The 17688-nt window shown below is 68.1% G+C and carries 14 protein-coding genes; 3 read left to right on the top strand and 11 right to left on the bottom strand.

Features of this window, described 5'->3' with window-relative positions; translation table 11 throughout:
• Positions 1 to 516: 516 nt before the first annotated feature.
• The 6 genes from DB30_RS15690 to DB30_RS15715 form a co-directional block, all read right to left on the bottom strand.
• The gene (locus DB30_RS15690) at positions 517 to 1257 is read right to left on the bottom strand and encodes a hypothetical protein (RefSeq protein ID WP_052549657.1); all 741 of its coding nucleotides are present in this window, start codon (positions 1255 to 1257) and stop codon (positions 517 to 519) included.
• A gap of 119 nt (positions 1258 to 1376) precedes the next feature.
• On the bottom strand, positions 1377 to 2036 hold the full coding sequence (locus DB30_RS15695; RefSeq protein WP_052549659.1) for a hypothetical protein: 660 nt from the start codon (positions 2034 to 2036) through the stop codon (positions 1377 to 1379).
• A gap of 64 nt (positions 2037 to 2100) precedes the next feature.
• Positions 2101 to 2916, bottom strand: a complete 816-nt coding sequence (locus DB30_RS15700; protein WP_052549662.1) for an ABC transporter permease — start codon at positions 2914 to 2916, stop codon at positions 2101 to 2103.
• Complete coding sequence (locus DB30_RS15705; RefSeq protein ID WP_052549664.1) at positions 2913 to 3713, bottom strand: ABC transporter permease; 801 nt, start codon at positions 3711 to 3713, stop codon at positions 2913 to 2915. Before DB30_RS15705 ends, DB30_RS15700 begins: the two co-directional genes overlap by 4 nt.
• Positions 3710 to 4744 (bottom strand): ABC transporter ATP-binding protein, encoded by a 1035-nt coding sequence (locus DB30_RS15710; protein WP_146659099.1) that lies wholly within the window; start codon positions 4742 to 4744, stop codon positions 3710 to 3712. Before DB30_RS15710 ends, DB30_RS15705 begins: the two co-directional genes overlap by 4 nt.
• 47 nt (positions 4745 to 4791) lie before the next feature.
• Positions 4792 to 6135, bottom strand: coding sequence for a M24 family metallopeptidase (locus tag DB30_RS15715; protein WP_052549667.1), 1344 nt, complete (start codon positions 6133 to 6135; stop codon positions 4792 to 4794).
• Positions 6136 to 6285: 150 nt separating this feature from the next.
• Here DB30_RS15715 and DB30_RS15720 point away from each other — a divergent pair, with 150 nt between their 5' ends.
• The gene (locus DB30_RS15720; protein WP_052549669.1) at positions 6286 to 6687 is read left to right on the top strand and encodes a hypothetical protein; all 402 of its coding nucleotides are present in this window, start codon (positions 6286 to 6288) and stop codon (positions 6685 to 6687) included.
• Between the two features lie 5 nt (positions 6688 to 6692).
• Here the strand turns inward: DB30_RS15720 and DB30_RS15725 are convergent, their stop codons facing one another.
• Both DB30_RS15725 and DB30_RS15730 read right to left on the bottom strand, forming a co-directional pair.
• Positions 6693 to 7754, bottom strand: a complete 1062-nt coding sequence (locus tag DB30_RS15725) for a Glu/Leu/Phe/Val dehydrogenase dimerization domain-containing protein (protein WP_052549670.1) — start codon at positions 7752 to 7754, stop codon at positions 6693 to 6695.
• Entirely contained in the window at positions 7747 to 9579 is a 1833-nt protein-coding gene (locus tag DB30_RS15730; protein ID WP_240480244.1) for an alanine/glycine:cation symporter family protein, read from the bottom strand. The genes DB30_RS15725 and DB30_RS15730 overlap by 8 nt, the downstream gene beginning before the upstream one ends.
• Positions 9580 to 9685: 106 nt before the next feature.
• Here DB30_RS15730 and DB30_RS15735 point away from each other — a divergent pair, with 106 nt between their 5' ends.
• Positions 9686 to 10570, top strand: a complete 885-nt coding sequence (locus DB30_RS15735) for a DUF481 domain-containing protein (protein ID WP_146659101.1) — start codon at positions 9686 to 9688, stop codon at positions 10568 to 10570.
• A gap of 263 nt (positions 10571 to 10833) precedes the next feature.
• Entirely contained in the window at positions 10834 to 11604 is a 771-nt protein-coding gene (locus DB30_RS15740) for a hypothetical protein (RefSeq protein WP_205632992.1), read from the top strand.
• A 164-nt stretch (positions 11605 to 11768) separates the two neighbouring features.
• On the opposite strand, the gene DB30_RS15745 is transcribed toward DB30_RS15740, so the two are convergent.
• From DB30_RS15745 to DB30_RS15755, 3 genes are read right to left on the bottom strand one after another with little or no spacing between them, the layout of a single operon-like run.
• Positions 11769 to 14471 carry a penicillin-binding protein 1A gene (locus DB30_RS15745; RefSeq protein WP_146659105.1) on the bottom strand — a complete coding sequence of 901 codons (2703 nt, stop codon included), beginning with the start codon at positions 14469 to 14471 and terminating at the stop codon, positions 11769 to 11771.
• Positions 14472 to 14480: 9 nt separating this feature from the next.
• Positions 14481 to 15197, bottom strand: coding sequence for a TrmH family RNA methyltransferase (locus DB30_RS15750; RefSeq protein ID WP_052549676.1), 717 nt, complete (start codon positions 15195 to 15197; stop codon positions 14481 to 14483).
• 57 nt (positions 15198 to 15254) lie between these two features.
• The gene (locus DB30_RS15755; RefSeq protein WP_165703789.1) at positions 15255 to 17618 is read right to left on the bottom strand and encodes a biosynthetic peptidoglycan transglycosylase; all 2364 of its coding nucleotides are present in this window, start codon (positions 17616 to 17618) and stop codon (positions 15255 to 15257) included.
• Between the last annotated feature and the right edge of the window lie 70 nt (positions 17619 to 17688).

Raw genomic sequence — 17688 nt, forward strand, 5'->3', positions numbered from 1 at the left:
CGAGTTTCATCCCCGGACGCTAGCACCCGCACACCGCGCCCGCTCCGCCATGACCTTCCAGCCCTTCCGGGGGCCCACACATACCCGTGGGCATCAACAGACGACACGCAATTGGAGAGCCCCCCCACCAGCCTCCAGGTGGTCAGACAAGAGCCCCCCTTCGAGCCCTTCGAGGGCCACACATACCTGTGTGCATCAAAAGACAACACGTAAATGGAGAGCCCCCCACCAGCCTCTAGAGCACCGACCAGTTTGAATTCACGACGCCAGGCACATCTGGGGCCGCTCCTGCCGTTGTCGACTCGGCGCTCGCAGTATGCCGGATACAGCTTCGGCCTCGCTCCTAGTCAGGAACGGCCCCAGACGCACCTGACGACGCGACTCCAAACTGATCGGCGCTCTAGGTGGTCAGACGAGAGCCCCCTTCGAGGGGGCCACACATACCCCCGCGAACAAACGGCCCACTGGGAGCGAGCGAAGCGAGTGACCGCGCGGTGCGAAGCCGCCTGTGGGGGTCTAAAAAGAAGAAGGACAGCTGAGCTCGACGAGCAAGTCCAGTCGCATGATCGGCTCACTGCCGTACAGCGTCTTGTGTCGCGCACCGTAGTGCAGCGCCCACTCCCCGCCCATGTCCGCCATGGGGTTGTCGACGAGATCACGCACCCCCACGCTGCCGCGACTCGTGTAGTGCAGGAACACGCCAACGCGCGCGCGCGACTCCGGATCGCTGCTGGCCATGTCGGACCGCCGCTCGTTGAGGTCGTTGCACAGCTCGGCGGGGATCGGCCGACTGAGCTGCAGCGCCAACACCTCGGGCCGATCGTCGTAGCCAACCAGCGAGGTCACCACCATCGGCGGCTCGTAGTTGTCGCCGCCAGACAGATCGTAGTAGTAGCCGCTCGCGTAGCCTGCCCCGTAGTCGGTGGTCGAGTAGGCCATGCTCAGGCGAAACTGCCGCGGGTTGACCTGCGCCGTGGGTGCGAGGGCCTCGCTGAAGGTCAGCTGCACGCGGTCACGCTCGACGAAGCGAGCGCCAAGCACGACCGGCGGCTCTTGGTCACCGCTCGTTCCGGGGCGCGGCCGCGCCGGGGCTGCCGGCGCCCGATCGCAGTCGGCGTCCGCCGTCGAGTTGTTGGCCACCGCTTCGCCCCCGGCCTCGGGGTCCACGACGGCCGTCGGGGTCTTGCGACACCCGGCGGGGACCAACAGGACGCAGGAGGCGACGCCCGTCGCGAGTTCGCGGATGCGCACGCTCATCCTGGCGATGGTACTCCAAGATCCCCGGTGCTCGCGCTCGGGGTGAGTTCAGAGGCCCCGAGCGCAGTCCCTGCTCGCGCGGCCGCTCGACGAGCGCGCGACCGGTGGCTGGCACGCGGCTACTCGTCGGCCTCGAACAGGCCCACGAGCGAGACCACGCCGTCGCCGGTTGTCTCGGTCCGCATGGACTGGCCGTGATAGTAAAACTCGCCCGACAGCCGCCCTCCGTTGATCCACAGGATGGCGCCAAACACCTGAGTCATGTCCCACTCGGCCTTCTCGTGCAGTTCGTCCGAGAACAGGCTGATCGGGGAGTACTGCGGCGACGCACCGTAGGCATCCCCCGCCATGTCTTGCCGCAGGGCGGTGACCGGGACGCTGAGGATCACGGCGTCCTGCTCGTCGGTGATCGTTAGCGTCCCATCGACCATGACCGTCTGCCCGTCGCACGCGATCCCGCGACCGCCCGCGACATGGTCGCTGAATCGAATGGTGGTTGGGTCGTGGACATAGGTCGCCCACGCAGGCTGCTCGAAGCCGCTCTGATCGATCTCGATCGACTCGGTGCTGTCGCCCCACCGCCAAGTGCCGTGCTGCGGGACCTCCAGGGCAGCGATGTCATCGGCGGGCGTCGTGCCCCACGGGGTCTCGGCGTCGGCAGCGAGCGAGACCACTTCATACTCGCAGGGCGAGTCGTCCCCGCCCACGCAGCTGGTGCACAGGGTCTCACGCAGCAGCAGCGCGCAGGCGAGCGGAGCGATCAGACTCGTTCGAAGCAAGGCTGTTGCTGTTGTCACACATGCGAGCCAACCACCACGCCGAAGATTCTGCGTCCCACGCCGATCAGCTCGACGCCGACGTGTACCCACGCAGCGCCCGCCCCCAGATCACCCGCGCCCCCACCGTCAACGCGAGCGTGGTCCCAACCGCGCCCAACAGCTCCGCCCAGCCAAGCCCGCCGATCAAGCTCTGCGCCGGGTAGCTGGTCATCACGGCAAATGGCACCACGAAGGTGAACACCAGCTTGAGCGGGCCACGAAACACGGAGACCGGCCAGTGGGCGAAGCCCAGCAGCGTCTCCATCAGCGACGTCAGGTTCTGCAGCTCCATCGCCTTGAAGCTCGCGCTGAGCATCAGCACGCCCAGCGCGACCAACGACAGCAGCCCGCACACCAACACCACCGCGAGCGCGCCAAGCTGCCCAACGCTTGGCGACAGGCCCAACTTCGCGGTCGCCACGATCACCACCACGATCCCCGTCAGCGTCTCGATCAAGCTCCACGGCTCGAACTGCGCCGTCAGACACGAGGCCAGCGGATCGACCGGACGCAGCAGCAGATAGTCCAGCGTGCCCGTGCGGATCTGCGTCATCGACCGCGACACCGCCGGCTGGACCACGGCCGCGTACACCCCCGAGATGATCAAGAAGAACCCCGTGAGCAGGACCAGCTCCCAGGGCCCCCAACCCGCGACGTCCGAGCGGTGCTCGAAGGCAACCACCAACGGTACGACCCCGCCCAGGCTCCACGCCAATCCGACCACGCCCTCGGTCCAAAACCCAACCCGGTACTCGAGGGCGGCCAGGGTCGACAGCCGCAGCTGCGCGCCAAGCAACCGCAGGTGGCGGCGCGCCGCGCCGTGCTCGAAGCCCGCGCTCATGCCCCGAACGCCCCGTATGCTCGCAGCCCGCGGCGCCAGGCCAGCGCCGCGATCCCCCCGATCACGACCAGCCACACCAGCTGCAGACCAATGCCCGCCAACGCCTGCGCCGACGACAGCCGCCCGATCAACAGCTCGACCGGGAACCCCAGCGCCGCGTGAAAGGGCAGCACCCGCGCGACCTCGGCCAACCCCGCAGGAAACAGGCTGGTCGGCACCAAGTACCCTGCCAGCACGACGTACGCCCCGATCCAGACGTCGTAGAGCGCGGCCGCCTTGGTCAGCCAAAACGCCAGGCAGCCGATCGCCAGCTGGGTCAGGAAATTCAGACACCACGCCAACACCAGCGCCGGGATCGCCAGCGCCAGCGCCACCGGGTTGGTGGTGATCGACATGCCCCCCGTGACCAACAGCACCGCGATCGCCACCGGCGCCGCGAGGGCCGTGCGCAGCGGCAGCGCGGCCAGGTTGATCATCACGTGGTGCGCGACCGGATGGACCGGGCGCATCAGCAGCGCGCTCAGGGCCCCGGTGCGGATCTGTCCGTCGAGATCCCAGACGACCCAAGACACGCTGAGCTGCCGGACCACGAACGCCGCGATGAAGTAGCTGTCGAACCCGGCCTGATCGTAGTCGCCGATCGGCCCGCCACGCGCCAGCGCCCGCCACAACACCAGGCTGATCAACGGCATGGTCGTGGCCAGCACCCAGACCAACAATGAGGTGCGATACGCGGTGGCCTCGGCCACGCCCAGGCGCCACAGCGCGCCGAGCTTGCGCAGCTGGACCCCGCTCACGCGCCGTCCCCGGTGTCCGTGGCGCCCTCGCGGACCGAAGCTCGCCGCGCGAACAGCTCGCGCATGACCTCCTCGAGCGGGGCATCCTGGACCTCCAGATCGCGCGCGCCTGGAACCGCGAGCAACCTGGCCACCACCTCGGGCACGCGCTCGGGATCGACGTCCAAGGCCAGGCGCGGCGGGCCGACCAGCGCGAGCTGGCCAAGCTGCTCGAGCGCGCGCTCCTGACCTTCGTCGAGCCGTTGCGTCACGCGGATCGCAACCCGCCGCAGCGGTCGGATCCGTCGGACCAGCTCGCCAATGCTCCCGTCGAAGCACAGCCGGCCCTCATCAATCACCAAGATCCGCTCACACAGGGCGGCGACGTCCTCCATGTAGTGGCTGGTCAACACCAAGGTCGCCCCGTGGCGGCGGTGGTACTCGCGAATGAACTCGCGGATCGCCAGCTGCATCGAGACGTCCATGCCGATCGTCGGCTCGTCGAGGAACAGCACCTCGGGCGCGTGCAGCAGCGCCGCGACCAGCTCGCACTTCATGCGCTCACCGAGCGAGAGCGTGCGGACGGGCTTGCGCACGACCTCGCCAAGATCGAGCAGCTCGGTCATCTCGGCCAGGCGGCGCTCATACAGCTCGCGGGGGACGTCAAACACCACGCGGTTCAACTCGAACGTATCGAGCGACGGCAGATCCCAGCTCAGCTGTCGCTTCTGGCCCATGACCAGGGCGATCCGGCGCAAGAATTCGGGTCGCCGATCCGCGGGGTCGAAGCCAAGCACCCGCGCCCGCCCGCCGCTTGGATACAGCAGGCCAGCGAGCAGCTTGAGCGTGGTGGTCTTGCCCGCGCCGTTGGGGCCCAAGAAGCCGACCCGCTCGCCGCGCTGGATCTCGAACGAGAGCTCGGCGACCGCCGCGACCTCGACCCACTCACGCCGGAACAGGGCCCGGATCGCCGGCCACAGCCCAGGCTCGCGCTGGCTGACCCGAAAGTTCTTCTCGAGCCCCTGCAGCGAGATCGCGGGCTCGTCAGCCACGCCGCGAGGGTACTTGGTCGTCGCGGCCCCGGCCAGACCACGCCCGACTACCCCCCAAACGGAGCGGCCAGCGAGTCCGCGCGCGGGCCAAACACTTCGGCCCCCTCTGCTGTGACGGCGACGATGTCCTCGAGTCGGATCCCGTAGCGCCCGGCCAGGTACAGCCCCGGCTCGTCGGACATGGTGTTGCCGACCTCGAGCCGATGCTCGGCGTCGCGGACCAAGTACGGGGCCTCGTGCACCTCCATCCCGATCCCGTGGCCAAGCCTGTGGCTGAAGTGGCCGTAGTCCGGATCAAAGCCAGCGGCGGCGATGACCGCCCGCGCGGCGGCGTCGACCTCGGCGCAGCGAACTCCTGGGCGAATCGTGTCGAGCGCGGCGGTCTGGGCCGCGCGCACCACCTCCCACGCGCGCTGGCGATCCGCGTCGATCGCCGACGGCTCGGGAAACGCCCACGTCCGGGTGATGTCGCTGGCGTAGCCGTGCAAGAAGCCGCCGGTGTCGACCAAGATCAGGTCACCCGGCGCCAGCTCGCGCCCCTCGGGGGTGCCGTGGGGATACGCAGCGTTCGGGCCGAACAGCGCCAGCACCCACACGTTGTCCAGGCCCGCGGCGAGCTGAGCCGCGCGCACGTGATCGGCGAACTCGTGCTCGTGCATGCCCGCGCGCACGTGGGCCGCGGCCGACTCGATCGCGCGCTTGGTGGCTTCGTTGGCCCGACGCAGCAGCGCGAGCTCGGCTGGGCTCTTGACCCGCCGACACGCCTCGATCGCAGCCTGCCCTGGGCCGAAGCTCCGACTCGGGGCCGCGTCGCGCAGGCCATCGATCACGAAGCTGCGCGTGGCCGGCCCCGTTGCGATGATCGCCTCGGCCTTGATCCTGGCGTCGCTCAGGCTGGCGAAGACCAGCGCGTAGGGGCTCTCGTGCTCCTCCCAGGTCCGCACCGCGAACGCCAGCGGACCGCGGCGGGCCTCGAGGGTCCCACGCTCGAACGCCGGGCCGACCAGCAGCGGCTCGCCGTCGCGGGGGATCACCAACATCAAGGGACGCTCGCTCTGGCCCCAGCGGGGGCCGCCGAAGTAGCGCATGTCGACCCCCGCCTCGAGGATCAGCGCCCCCTGCCCCGCCTCGGCCAGCTTGGCGCGGACCCGCTCGATCCGGCGCTCGTACTCGGACGCAGCGATCGGCTCGACGCCGTCACAAAACCCGGCCAGCTCCGCGAACGGATCATCGCCAGGGCCGGCGGCGGCCGATGGCGCCTCGGTGACCGCTGGAGCCTTGGCCCGCCCACACCCCAGCGCCGGCGCGCAGGCCCCGAACGCCCCAAGACCGACGACAAAGCCCCTCCGACCGCGATCCATGCGGATCAGGCTCGCGCCCCGTTCACGCATCTGTCAAGCGAGGTTGACCTGACGAGATCACGATCCACCTTCGGCGACGTGACTGACCAACCCGGCGCTTCCGCTCGATCCAATGTCAGCTCGGGCAAGCCTTCTCGCCCCGTCACCGGGGGCCAGCGCCGGCTTGGATTGCGCCGAAGCATGGCCGCGCTCACGGTCGCCGACGGAAAGCTCGGCTGGGCGCCGATCTTCGCCGCGCTTGCGATCGACCTGGCCGACTTCGCAACTGCAGGTCCGATCGGCCTGGTCATGGGGCTGTTCGTCGGTGGCATGCTCACCACGATCGTCGCCGGGCTCAGCGGCGCTCGCCTGAGTCGCGCGGTTGGGTTGGGCATGTTGGGCGCGGTCTACTGCGCGCTGCCGCTGACCGAGCCGGTCCCGCTCGCAACCATGCTCACCGCGTTGCACGTGTTCTTGTCCCGCCGCAAACACGCCGAGCTGGAAGCGACGACCACCCCAACCTCGCAGGGCGCCAGTGAAGACGTGGCGGGTGGCGGCCGGGTGATCCAGGTTGGGCCTGGGCAGCGAGCCGCGACCGGCTGAACGCATCAGCTCACGGGACCGCGCAGGGCCGCGCGGGCCTGCTCGATCGCCAGCTCTGACACGCAGCGATCTTCGGCCCGGGCCCGCAACAGCAGCTGCGCGCAACGATCCGCGATCGCCTCGATGGCGTGGTCAACGCGATCCCGGACATCACTTTGATCCCCCTGCGGACCCGCGCCGACCGTCGTCGCGACCCCTTCGATCACCGCTCCCGCGTTGACCACGAAGTCTGGTGCCCACGCGATCCCACGTTGCCGCAGGGCCGCCGCTGCGCCCTGATCCGCGAGCTGGTTGTTGGCCGAGCCACACACCGCCCGCCACGGCGCGCGCTCGCACAGCTCGCGCGTGAGCGTGTGGCCGAGCGCGCACGGCATGAACACGTCGCAGGGTTCGGACACCAGCGCGGCCGGATCCAACAGCTCCACGCCCAGCGCCTTGGCCCGCGCGCGCGCAGACGGATCGGGATCCCAACCTGCCACAGACGCCCCCGCGCTCAGCAACGCAGCCGCCAGCGCCGAGCCGACGCCACCCAAGCCCTGGATCACGCAGCGCCGGCCGGCTGGGCTCGGGTCGTTGAACACCACGCGCAACAGCCCGCGAAGCCCCGACACCACGCCCGCCGCGGTCGAGCGGCTCGCGTCGTTCTGCGCTGGGTTGACCCAGCTGGTCGCGCGCCGCAACGCCGCGAGCTCGGCCTCGCCGGTCCCGACATCGGGCCCGCACACGTACGCACCGCCCAGCCCCTGAATGACGTCACCGAGCGCCGCGTAGCCAGCTTCACGATCGAGCTGGGGCCCGTCGAAGATCACCGTCTTGCCGCCGCCTGCGGGCAGCCCCGCGAGCGCGCACTTGAGGCTCATCGACTCTGCGAGCCGCTTGGCGTCGGCCAAGCCTGCGCGCTCGCTCGCGTACGCGACCCGACGCACCCCACCAAACGCGGGCCCGCGGGCCAGGCTGTGCAACACCACGATCGCACGTAGGCCCGCGCTCGCGTCCTGCACGGCGATCAGCCGCGACCAGTCCCCACCCGGCTCATCGCCCCCAAACAGCGACACGATCTCAGCCACTGGTGGCGTCTCGCTTGGCGCCAGGCTCGTAGCGCTTCATCTCCCCGCTGCGCAGCTTGGCCATGTAGGCGTCGAGGCGCCCCTTGACCGTTCCGCTGAGCAGCACCAACCCAAGCACGTTCGGGAAGCCCATCGACAGGATCATCAGATCGCCGAAGTTGAGGATGTTGCTGGCGGTGATGATCGAGCCCAGGAACACGAACACCACGTAGATGATCTTGTAGGTGGTCGAGGCCCGATCGCCGAACAGGTACACGAAGCAGCGCTCGCCGTAGTAGGACCACGAGATCATCGTCGAGTACGCGAACAGCACGACCGCGACGGTGAGCACCCACGGGAACCACGAGATCTCAGCCCCCATTGCCCTGGCGGTGAGCGCTGCGCCCTCGGAGCTGGCGATCACGTCGAAGTTGTCGGGGTTCTCGTACGCCCCGGTGATCACGATCACCAGGCCCGTCATCGTGCACACGACGATCGTGTCGATGAAGGGCTCGAGCAGCGCGACGATGCCCTCGCGGACCGGGTACTCGGTCTTGGCGGCCGAGTGAGCGATCGAGGCCGAGCCGACGCCGGCTTCGTTGGAGAACACCGCCCGCCGGATACCGGTGACCAACACGCCCACGAACCCACCAAGCCCGGCCGTCGGCGTGAACGCCTCGGACACGATCCGGCCGAACGCAGCCGGGATCGCGCCCACGTGCGTGATCAGGATGAACAAGCACGCGGCCACGTAGATCCCACACATCAGCGGGACGATCTTCTCTGCGGTCGCCGCGATCCGCTTGATCCCACCCAGGATCACGACCCCCACCGCCGCCGCCATCACCAGCCCGTAGATCCACGGCATGCTGTCGAACAGCGGAATCTGCGTGCGCAGGATCCCCAGCGACTGGCTGACTTGGAAGGTGTTGCCGCCGCCAAACGACCCGCCAATGCACAGCACCGCGAACATCACGGCCAGGACCTTGCCGAGCGGCTTCATGCCCTTCTCGGTCAAGCCCGCGTCCAGGTAGGACATGGGCCCGCCCAGCACCCGACCGTCGGGCCGAACCTTGCGATAAACCTGCCCAAGCGTGCACTCGACGAACTTCGAGGACATGCCCAAGAACCCCGCGATGATCATCCAGAACACCGCGCCCGGACCCCCCATCGCAACCGCGATCGCGACCCCAGCGATGTTGCCAAGCCCAACGGTGGCCGACAGCGCCGACGCCAGCGCCTGAAAGTGCGAGACCTCGCCCTCGTCGTCGGGGTTGTCGTACAGACCGCGGACCACGTCGATCGCGTGGCGGAAGCCCCGAAGGTTGATGAACCCCATGCGCACGGTGAAGAACACCGCGCCAAGCAGCAGCCACAGCGCGATGATCGGGATCCCGCCGGTCTTGGCCGCGAGCGTCGAGCCTTTCGCGTCCTCGCTGCGGACGACCGTGAACGTGCGCGTGCCCTTTGGGATCGTTGGGACCACGGCCGCGCCAAGCTTGGTCGTGAGCGCCGCGGCCTGCTCCTCGGTGACCGCGCTGGCCGGCACCGTGAGCGTCAGGCTCGCGTTCTCGAGCGCGAATTCCTTGGCTTCGATCTGCGCGACCAGGGCTTCGATCTCGGAGACTTCATCAACGAGAATGTCGCTGCTCGCCGACGCCTCGCTGGCAAACAGCGGCGCGAACAAGACCGTGTTCAGCCCGTTGACCACCACGCCGAACGCCTCGTCGACGCCCTGCTCGAGCCGACTTGGTTGCTGATCCCCCTGCCCCGCCCACGCCGGTGCGGGGCTGGCGAGGGCGCACACGAGAGCGATCAAGATCAACACAGCGTTGCGGGCTGACACGCGGCGAATGTACCAGACCGCGCCGTCGAAAACGTCGCGGCGGGGCGTCCGATCCTCGCGTGGTCCCGCGCTTGGGTAGTCGGGCACGATCTGCTAGGACCATCGCGTGAGTCGGCGTCCGAGCGCGCGATCGCTGGTGCTTGGCGCCGCGCTGGCTCTTGCTGTTTGGCTGTGGTCCGCGACCGCGACCGCGACCGGTCTCAACGTCGAGCAAGTCCGACTGCACCCCGATCAAGACGGCCTCTACGGCGGCGTGCAATTTGGGATCGACTTCTCCGCTGGCAACACCAACCGCCTCGATCTGCGCAGCTCCGCCTCGCTCGCCTACCGCCACGGCCGCCACGTCGCGTTCTTGCTTGGCAGCAGCCAGGTCTCCACGCGCACGCAGCCCAGCGACGAGCTCTCGCAGCTGCTGCGTCCCGAGTCGCGCTTCGTCAACAAGGCCAACGCGCACCTGCGCTACAACTATGAGCTGCTCTCGTGGCTCACCGCCGAGGCCTTCACCCAGCTCGAGCGCAACGAATTTCTGCTGCTGAAGAGCCGCGTGCTGTTTGGGATTGGGCCGCGCTTCGTGGCCGTCAACAACGGCGAGTTCAGCCTCGCGCTCGGCACCGACTACATGTTCGAGCACGAGTCCCTGGATCCGGCGCGGGTCCTGAGCCCGCTGCCTCCGCAGACGAACGTGCACCGCTGGAGCTCGTACCTCAGCCTGATCTACGCCGCCAACGACCGCCTGAACATGAGCTCGACGACCTACGTGCAGCCGCGCTTCGACCTGTTCTCGGATCTTCGCTTGCTGTCCGAGGCCATGCTCGACGTGACGCTGCTCGAACCCATCTCGATCCGCTTGACCCTGCGGCTGCGCTGGGACTCGGATCCTTCAAGCTTCTGCAGCGATCCGGTTGGTCTTGGTGGTTGCCCAGCAGGCAAGGAGTTGCGGCTGCGAGAGTTCGACATCGGCGTCGAGAATTCGATCAGCGTCAGCTTCTGAAGGGTCACAGCAGCGGTGGGGCGTGCACTAGTATTTCCCATACTGACGCGATTTTCGCGCCCAGCCAGACCTGGCTCGCTTACGATCCGTACTGCCGGCAAAACCGAACGAAGCAATTCGAGCGGTCCAATGGACAGTCCCATTCATTCGAATTCGACACAATACAACCGGCGGTTTTCACGCCCACCCTTCGGGCAGCCCATCGATCGGTCGTTGTACCGAGTTGTGTGGCCTGTTAGCTTTTCCAGACTCTGATGCCTAGCTTGCCCCGACGAACGATCTTGGCGCTCAGCTGCTTGGTAGCAATCGCCAGCCCCGGATGTGGACTCGTCGATCTGATCGACGGGGATCCGGTCGCCACCGTGCGGTTCTTCGCGACCCATGCCGGCACCTTGACCCCCGACGGCTACCCGAACTACGGCGACTCCCAGACCACGCGGGTATTTTTCAACGACACGGGCTGGCAGATCGCGTTGAGCGAGGCCCGGGTCACGACCGCGAGTGTCCACTTTGTTCGCTGTCAGCAGCAAACGGGCACGGCGATCGAGATGTTTTGGGGCCCCTGCCCCGAGGCCTTCATTGCGACCGACGACCTCGAGTCCGTCCCGCTAGGCGCCGTCACCGTCAACGATGGGGTCTACTGCACGATCGACGTCAACTTCGCGCCGTTCATCCCCCCAGAGGGCGGCGATGAACACATCGTCGGCGGCGATCCAATGATCGAAGGCAACACGCTCGTGATCCGCGGCGTCGCGCGGCGTGGCGAAGCCCCGATGATTGAGGAGGTCCCGTTCGAGATCGTGAGCGACGCGAGCGTGGTGTCCCACGTCGATGTCGCCAAGCTCGAGGGCGGACTCCCCGTGCGGCTGGAGAAAGAGAACTTCGCCCGCGATCTGACGATCATCAAGACCTACGACACCTTCTTCGATGGGCTCGACTTCGCCACCGCGACGCCGGCAGACATCGAGGCCGCGGTGCTCACCAGCCTCGAGCGCGACACCTACGCGTACGACGGCACCTTCGACTTTGACTAGGTGCCGCACACCCTAAGTTCGTTCCGGGTTAGGTGCGGAGCTGAGGCCCAAGGGCGAGGAGCGGCGACGACGCTGTACCGGGCGTACTGCTAGGAGCTGCGACACTGCCATTGGGCCTCAGTGCCGTGCATAACCCGGATCGAACTTAGGGTGTGCGGCACTAGTCACAGCGACGGCAGCCCGTCGTAGTTGTCTGGATCCGCCGCGTCGTCTGACTCTGGAGCGTCGCCCGGATCTGGCTCCGCTGGCTCGGGGTTTGGAACCGGAGCTGCTGGGGGTTCATCCGCGGCGAAGTCATCGCCCGGGGGCGCGTCGTGGGCTTCGAACCCATCGAGCTCGGCGTCGGCCGGTTCGTCACCGTAGAGGTCGAGCAAGATGTCGGCTTTGGCTTCGGCGAGCGCCGGCGCGACCTCGGTCGGCTCGGTGCCCGGGATGAAGTACTCCTCCATGATCGTGTCTGCCGCTGGCGGTCGCTCGATCCCTTCAGCGTCGATCACAAACGGCGGCGCGAGCAGACCGGTCGCCTTGTCGATCGTCCGCACGCTCACGCTTGGCGGCGGCGAGAACGGTGAGCTGGACGGCGCGAAGGCTGGATCCGCGACCGGCCCTGGGCGTTCCCCCGCGGCCTGCATCGCGGCCAGCCAGATCGGCAGCGCCGCCTTGCCCCCGCTCTCGCGCTTCATCGGCTTGGGTGTGTCGAAGCCGACCCACGCGATCCCTACCAAGTCCTGGGTGAACCCCGCGAACCATGCGTCACGACTCTCGGCGGCCGTGCCGGTCTTGCCCGCGACCGGGACCCCGAGCGCCTTGGCCCGCTGACCGGTGCCGTCCTCGACGACCGAGCGCATCATGCTAGCGAGGATGAACACCAGCCCGCCGTCGACCACCTGCTCGACCGCGCGATCGGGCGTCCAGGTGGTCTGCCCCGGGATCTCGATCGAACGGATCAAGATTGGCTCGATCCGCGACCCGCCGCGGGCCAGCGTCAAGTAGCCACGCATCAGCTCGAAGGGCGTGACCTCGGCGGTTCCAAGCGCGAGCGAGAGGTTGGGCTCGAGCGCCGACTCGATCCCACAGGCGCGGGCGAACGCGATGGCCTGATCGATCCCAACCGCGTCGAGCAGCTTGATGGCGATGGTGTTGACCGAGTGGGTCAGCGCCACGCGCATGCGAATCTCACCGCGGTAGACGTCGCGCTCGTAGTTGGTGGGTCGCCACTTCTCGTAGATCTCTGGCGAGTCCTCGATCAGGCTGGCGGCCGTGAACTGCTGGCTCTGCAGGGCGGCGCCATACACGAAGGGCTTGAACGCGGAGCCCGGCTGACGGCGCGCATCGATCGCACGATCGAAGTCGCCGCGCCCGTAGCGGTAGCCGCCGACCATGGCCAGGACCTCACCGGTGTCGACGTCGGTGACGATCGTGGCCGCCTCGGGCCCCGAGCCGATCTCTGCGAGGCCCCAGCCCTCAGGCAAGCCCCGCTCCTTCGCGTTCGGCAGCGAGAGCGCGAGCACCCGCCCCATGGTGATCCCGCCCGCTGGGAACTGCTCGAGGTGCGAGAGCTTTGGATCGTCGAAGCGGCTGCCCTCCGGGACCTGCACCCAGACATGAAAGTCCTCGCCGATCACGGCCGGGAAGCCTTGGCTGAGCGCCGCGGGCGGCAGCGCCTCGTCGCGCGCCTGGATGATGACCGGATACGTCCGCCCAACCACCGGCGGACCATCGGCCGCGCCCGTCTTGATCGCGCGCGCGGTGTTCTTGGCCTTCGCTGGCTTGATCCCGTGCCCCCATCCGCGGCGCTTGTCCATCGCCACCAAGCCATCGAGCACCGCCGCGCGAGCCTGGCGCTGCAGCTCGAGATCCACGGTCATCGTGACCGTCGCGCCGAGCTCTCCAAGCGCCTCCTCGCCGTATCGCTCGATCAACTCCGCCCGCGCGACGTCGACGAATTCTTCGGCGCCGGGCGAGACCTTGGATGCCCGCGTTGGATCGGTCTCGGTGTCCGCGTCCGCGTCGGGCGAGCGATCCACGATATCGAGCGGGGCCTCGATGTAGCGCGCGACCTCTTCGGGCTTGGCGAACCCGTGCTTTTGCATCTGCTCGAGCACGTAGACCTGCCGGGTCTTGGCCTTGTCGTAGTTCTTGTACGGCGTTGCGACGCTGGGCGCCTTGGGCAAGGTCGCGAGCAGCGCGGCCTGGCCAAGGTTGATCTCGGCGATGCCCTTGCCAAAGTAGAACAGGCTGGCTTCCTCGATGCCGTAGCGACCGTGGCCCAGGTAGATGTCGTTGAGGTACAGCTCGAGGATCTCGCTCTTGTCGAGCAACTCCTCGATGCGCCGGGACAAGATCAGCTCCTGCACCTTGCGATCGAAGGTGCGCTCTTGGGAGAGCAAGAAATTCTTGACGACCTGCTGGGTGATCGTTGACGCGCCCTGGCGAAGCGAGCGCGCGCGCACGTTGGCGACCAGCGCACGCACCATGCCGACGTAGTCCATGCCCTCGTGGCGATAAAAGTCCGCGTCCTCGGCCGCCAAGAACGCGTTCTCCACGTGCGCCGGGATGTCCTTGTAGGCCACGAAGGTGCGGCGCTGGCTGAAGATCTCACCGATCAGGGTGCCGTTGCGATCGACCACCCGCGTGACCTGGGGCGGCCGATAGTCACGCAGCGCGGCCTCGTCGATCTCCGCGACATCGCGGCCGTAGTACCAGAAGATCCCCACCACGCCGGCGACGCTGCCGAGCACACCGAGCAGGCCGGTGATGGTCACGATCAGCACCGTGATCTTGAGCCAGCGTGGCGGCGCGTAGCGCTGGCGTGGTCCCTGTTCAGCCACGCTCGCGCCCCCTTGCTGCGGAACTTGATCGACCACGGCCGCAGTCTACTCCAGGCTTGGAAACAACACCCGAACGTGCCGCGGCTGGACGCTGCGCATGTACCAGCGCGCGCGCTCGAGCTCGACGGCGGTGTCATCGAGATCACCCGCTCGGCCCAGGGTCGCGCGGCGCCGGGTGGTCTGGGAGTAGAGGCTGAGCGCCGCGGCGACCGACAGGTTGTAGCTCTCGGCGAAGCCATGGATCGGAATGCGAAACCGCACCGAACACGCCGCCTGGGCCTCTGGGCTGAGTCCGGCGTGCTCGTTGCCGAACAGCAGGCAGATCGGTCGGTCGGTCGGCAACTCCTCGAGCATGTGCGTCGCGTCGACGCACGCACCGGCCAGCAGCATTCCCGATGGGTTGTCAGCGCCTGGCCCCGATGGCTGTTCGAGCGCGGACAAGAATTCCTCGAGCCCGTCGTGGTGGCGGGTCTCGATCCAGTGATGCGTGCCCTTGGTGGTCCCGCTCGCCTGCAAGATCCGCTGGCTGGCCGCGATCACGTGCACGGTCCAGGCGCCGACCGCCTCGGCGCTGCGCACCACCGCCGCAGCGTTGTGCGGGTCATAGGGGTTCTCGATCGCAACCGCGACGCTGCGCAGGCGGCCGGCGAGGACGGTCTCGATCCGCGCCCGCCGGTTCTCGCTCACGAAGTCTCGCAGGCCAGCGACAATTGCCGGCGCGCCGTAGTGCGCGGCGAGCCGCTCGAATTCGCCGCGTTTCACGGTCGTCCTCCCTGGGTTGCGCTCCGCGTCACACCGCAGTTGCTAAACAATCGCGCCTCACTCGTCCATTGCCGGGATCCCGGGCGCGTCGGAATTGGCGGGATCGTGCTCGAAGGGATCCTGCGGGAGCGAGGGCTCGAGCCGTTGGCCTGGGGCGCGCTCGCCGTCTGGACCGAACCACTCCGCGCCGCTGGGATCGAACACGGGCAGCGGCGGGCGCACGCCCCAGGTGCGGCTGGGCGCGGTCGCGCCCCAATCCACCGCGTCCAGGCTGTCCCCCGTGTCTCCGCCGTCTCCGAGCAAGCCAGACAGCGATCGCTGGGTCTGGGTCGCGGCCATCAGCGTCTCGATCTCTTCGAGGCACGCCTCGGGATCGCCACGCTCGTAGGGATCAAAGCTGATCAACGTGGCCGCGTAGACCTCGTGCTCTTGCGCGGTGATCCGCTCGCGCTCGAGCATGAGATCGTGAATCCAGCGGACCTTCTGATCAAAGCGCTCGCTCAGCTGATCGTCGCAATAATAGACGTGGCGACGCACGGGGCTGGGCAGCATTGAAGCCAGGTACGCAGCCTCGAGCGAGCTCAGCTCGCCGGGGTGCTTGCCAAAATAGTGGCGACTGGCGTCGGTGACCCCGTAGACCCCGGGGCCAAACTCGATCACGTTCAAGTACAGCTCCATGATCCGCTGCTTGCTCAGCGCCTGCTCGACCCACCAGGTCAAGAACAGCTCCTGCAGCTTGCGCGAGAGCGTGCGCTCGTGACTGAGCAGCACATTCTTGACCATCTGCATGGTGATCGTGGAAGCCCCCAGGCGGACCTTGCCCGACTCGAGGTTGCGACGCAGCGCGACCTCGAGTTGCGACCGGTTGAAGCCGTCGTGGCGGCGGAAGCTGCCGTCCTCGGTCGTGAGCACGGCCTCCGCCATGTAGCGAGAGATCGCGTCGAGGGGCGTGTAGTTGCTCGATCCCGCGTACAACCCAACCCGCCGCGTCCGCCCGTCACGCATGGTCACGCGGTGGACAAAGCCGCCGTTGAGGTGCGCCGCGCTGGCCAGGCGGGGGGCGGCGCGTACCCGACACGCCTCAAAGTCTATGTCGGCGTCGAGCTTCAACGCTGCGAGATCCGCAAAGTCAGCGTCAACGTTCACGTGCGCCGCGAACTGCCCTTCCAACTCGAAGCCAGCCAGGCCGGGCACCAGCTCGCGGGGGATCGCGTCGAGCACCTCTTGGCAGCCGACCGCAGGGATCTCGAGATCGACCTGGTAGCGACGCTGCTCGCGGACCCGGGCGTGGACCAGCTCGCCGCGAACGAGCAGCACGACCCCAGCCCGCTGGACGGCGAGCCGGCGCACCGACAACTTGCGCGCGGCGGGATCCACCAACGCGTCGATCTCGACGCTGAAGCCGACGTCGCGCACCACGTCGCGCGCGAGCAGCTGATGACTGACGTTGAGACCCGCCAGACTCAGCTTGCCGTCGAGCTGCGCCACGCCGTCGCCAAAATCGATCTCGAGATGCCCGCCGAGGGTCGCAAGGTCCGACTCGACGACCGGCAGGCTGGCCAGCACCTCGGGGACCCGACCGAGCTCGAAGGCGGCCATGTCCACGGCGATCTTTCCGGCCGAGAGATCACGCGCGAACCGGCCCGATACAGACCACAGATCTCCGCCTTCGATCTCGGCCTCCTCGTTGGCGCCGAGCTGCGCGAAGCCGCCAGCGAGGTCGACACTGATCTCGGTGGCGTCGCGATCGTGCGCTGTGATCGTGCCATGTACGCCGGCCACGGCGATGTTCTCGTCGACCTCGGCGGCGACTCCAGCCAGGGTCGAGGTGATCGGGAACAATAGCTCTCCGTCGCGCTGCTCGAGCGACGTTCGCAGCGACGCCGCGCGCAGCGGACGACCCAGGCCGAGCTCAGCGACCAGACTGGTGACGCGCAGCTCGACGCGCCGCTGGGCCGGCTCGACCGTCGCGGCCATGCTGCCAGTCGCTCGCCGATCGCCGTCGCGCAGCGTGAAGCTCAGGCCCCGCAGCTCGACCGCGTCGGGGGTCAAGCGAGTGCGCCGGCGCAACCATCCGTGCGCGCCCTCGGCCTCGCCCTCGAGCTCACGCAGCTCTTGGACGATCTGTGTCAGCGCGTCGCGGCTGCCGTGGAGGTATCCGCCGACCGCTTCGATCTCCACAACCTCGACCCGACCCGACCACAGCGCTTGCCGATCCACGCTCACGTGGACAGCGTCGACGCGCGCGTCGAGGTCAGCGAGCCGCAGGGTGACGTCGTGCAGCTCGGCGCCGCTCCAGTTGGCCGTGAGCTCGGCGATCTCGACTTCGGCGCCCAAGCGAGCGCCGACCCGCCGCTCGAGCTCGGCCTTGATCCTGCCAGCACCCCAGCGGGGCGCCGTGAAGATCGCGACGGCGGACACGAGGAGCACGAGCCCCAGCGCGCCGCCGCTCCACGCAGCGATCCTTCCCCATCGCGGGCGGCGACGAGGA

Origin of the sequence: Enhygromyxa salina (assembly GCF_000737335.2) — a bacterium.
In the GTDB taxonomy this organism is placed as follows: Bacteria; Myxococcota_A; Polyangia; order Nannocystales; family Nannocystaceae; genus Plesiocystis; species Plesiocystis salina_C.

Bases quoted from the DNA above. Each gene is read 5' to 3' on its own strand.
- DB30_RS15700 (WP_052549662.1), bottom strand. From the start codon at position 2,916: ATGAGCGCGGGCTTCGAGCACGGCGCGGCGCGCCGCCACCTGCGGTTG.
- DB30_RS15715 (WP_052549667.1), bottom strand. From the start codon at position 6,135: ATGCGTGAACGGGGCGCGAGCCTGATCCGCATGGATCGCGGTCGGAGG.
- DB30_RS15690 (WP_052549657.1), bottom strand. From the start codon at position 1,257: ATGAGCGTGCGCATCCGCGAACTCGCGACGGGCGTCGCCTCCTGCGTC.
- DB30_RS15720 (WP_052549669.1), top strand. From the start codon at position 6,286: ATGGCCGCGCTCACGGTCGCCGACGGAAAGCTCGGCTGGGCGCCGATC.